Consider the following 2,541-nt stretch of genomic DNA (forward strand, 5'->3'; position numbering starts at 1 on the left):
GATTATTCCTCTCCCTGGTTCCGCTCTCGTGGTGTCGTCCCGATTACGGGAAAACATTCACGGAGAGTTTGATCCTGGCTCAGGACGAACGCTGGCGGCGTGCTTAACACATGCAAGTCGAACGATGAAGCCCTTCGGGGTGGATTAGTGGCGAACGGGTGAGTAACACGTGGGCAATCTGCCCTTCACTCTGGGACAAGCCCTGGAAACGGGGTCTAATACCGGATAACACCTGCCCGGGCATCCGGGTGGGTTAAAAGCTCCGGCGGTGAAGGATGAGCCCGCGGCCTATCAGCTTGTTGGTGAGGTAGTGGCTCACCAAGGCGACGACGGGTAGCCGGCCTGAGAGGGCGACCGGCCACACTGGGACTGAGACACGGCCCAGACTCCTACGGGAGGCAGCAGTGGGGAATATTGCACAATGGGCGAAAGCCTGATGCAGCGACGCCGCGTGAGGGATGACGGCCTTCGGGTTGTAAACCTCTTTCAGCAGGGAAGAAGCGAAAGTGACGGTACCTGCAGAAGAAGCGCCGGCTAACTACGTGCCAGCAGCCGCGGTAATACGTAGGGCGCAAGCGTTGTCCGGAATTATTGGGCGTAAAGAGCTCGTAGGCGGCTTGTCACGTCGGGTGTGAAAGCCCGGGGCTTAACCCCGGGTCTGCATTCGATACGGGCTAGCTAGAGTGTGGTAGGGGAGATCGGAATTCCTGGTGTAGCGGTGAAATGCGCAGATATCAGGAGGAACACCGGTGGCGAAGGCGGATCTCTGGGCCATTACTGACGCTGAGGAGCGAAAGCGTGGGGAGCGAACAGGATTAGATACCCTGGTAGTCCACGCCGTAAACGGTGGGAACTAGGTGTTGGCGACATTCCACGTCGTCGGTGCCGCAGCTAACGCATTAAGTTCCCCGCCTGGGGAGTACGGCCGCAAGGCTAAAACTCAAAGGAATTGACGGGGGCCCGCACAAGCAGCGGAGCATGTGGCTTAATTCGACGCAACGCGAAGAACCTTACCAAGGCTTGACATACACCGGAAACGGCCAGAGATGGTCGCCCCCTTGTGGTCGGTGTACAGGTGGTGCATGGCTGTCGTCAGCTCGTGTCGTGAGATGTTGGGTTAAGTCCCGCAACGAGCGCAACCCTTGTTCTGTGTTGCCAGCATGCCCTTCGGGGTGATGGGGACTCACAGGAGACTGCCGGGGTCAACTCGGAGGAAGGTGGGGACGACGTCAAGTCATCATGCCCCTTATGTCTTGGGCTGCACACGTGCTACAATGGCAGGTACAATGAGCTGCGAAGCCGTGAGGCGGAGCGAATCTCAAAAAGCCTGTCTCAGTTCGGATTGGGGTCTGCAACTCGACCCCATGAAGTCGGAGTTGCTAGTAATCGCAGATCAGCATTGCTGCGGTGAATACGTTCCCGGGCCTTGTACACACCGCCCGTCACGTCACGAAAGTCGGTAACACCCGAAGCCGGTGGCCCAACCCCTTGTGGGAGGGAGCTGTCGAAGGTGGGACTGGCGATTGGGACGAAGTCGTAACAAGGTAGCCGTACCGGAAGGTGCGGCTGGATCACCTCCTTTCTAAGGAGCACTTCTTACCGATCCCTCCGGGGTGAGGTCAGAGGCCAGTACATCAGCGAATGTCTGATGCTGGTTGCTCATGGGTGGAACGTTGATTATTCGGCATCTTCAGTCATCTCAGGCTGTGAGTACTGCTCTTCGGGGCGTGGAAAGCTGATCATGAGTGGCGGGGGTGCCGGGCACGCTGTTGGGTGTCTGAAGGTACGGCCGATACGGCTGCCTTCAGTGCCGGCCCCAGTGCACTCCGGTTGTAGCCGGGGGTGATGGGTGGTTGGTCGTTGTTTGAGAACTGCACAGTGGACGCGAGCATCTGTGGCCAAGTTTTTAAGGGCGCACGGTGGATGCCTTGGCACCAGGAACCGATGAAGGACGTGGGAGGCCACGATAGTCCCCGGGGAGTCGTCAACCAGGCTTTGATCCGGGGGTTTCCGAATGGGGAAACCCGGCAGTCGTCATGGGCTGTCACCCATACCTGAACACATAGGGTATGTGGAGGGAACGCGGGGAAGTGAAACATCTCAGTACCCGCAGGAAGAGAAAACAACCGTGATTCCGGGAGTAGTGGCGAGCGAAACTGGATGAGGCCAAACCATATGCGTGTGAGACCCGGCAGGGGTTGCGTATGTGGGGTTGTGGGATTTCTCTTTCACGGTCTGCCGGCCGTGAGACGAGTCAGAAACCGTTGATGTAGGCGAAGGACATGCGAAAGGTCCGGCGTAGAGGGTAAGACCCCCGTAGTCGAAACGTCAACGGCTCGTTTGAGAAACACCCAAGTAGCACGGGGCCCGAGAAATCCCGTGTGAATCTGGCGGGACCACCCGCTAAGCCTAAATATTCCCTGGTGACCGATAGCGGATAGTACCGTGAGGGAATGGTGAAAAGTACCGCGGGAGCGGAGTGAAATAGTACCTGAAACCGTGTGCCTACAAGCCGTGGGAGCGTCGGGCAAGCACTTGTGT

General features: G+C 58.1%; 2 rRNA genes (1 of these 2 only partly in view). Both read left to right on the forward strand.

Annotated elements, in window-relative coordinates:
• Positions 1 to 56: 56 nt before the first annotated feature.
• Positions 57 to 1,582: ribosomal RNA gene (locus ACZ69M_RS51040) — 16S ribosomal RNA — on the forward strand.
• Positions 1,583 to 1,896: 314 nt separating this feature from the next.
• Positions 1,897 to 2,541 (forward strand): 23S ribosomal RNA (locus tag ACZ69M_RS51045); it runs 2,674 nt beyond the window's last position.
• The 16S and 23S rRNA genes sit together here, the layout of an rRNA operon.

The sequence above is a fragment of the Streptomyces sp. NPDC107454 genome, assembly GCF_055582885.1.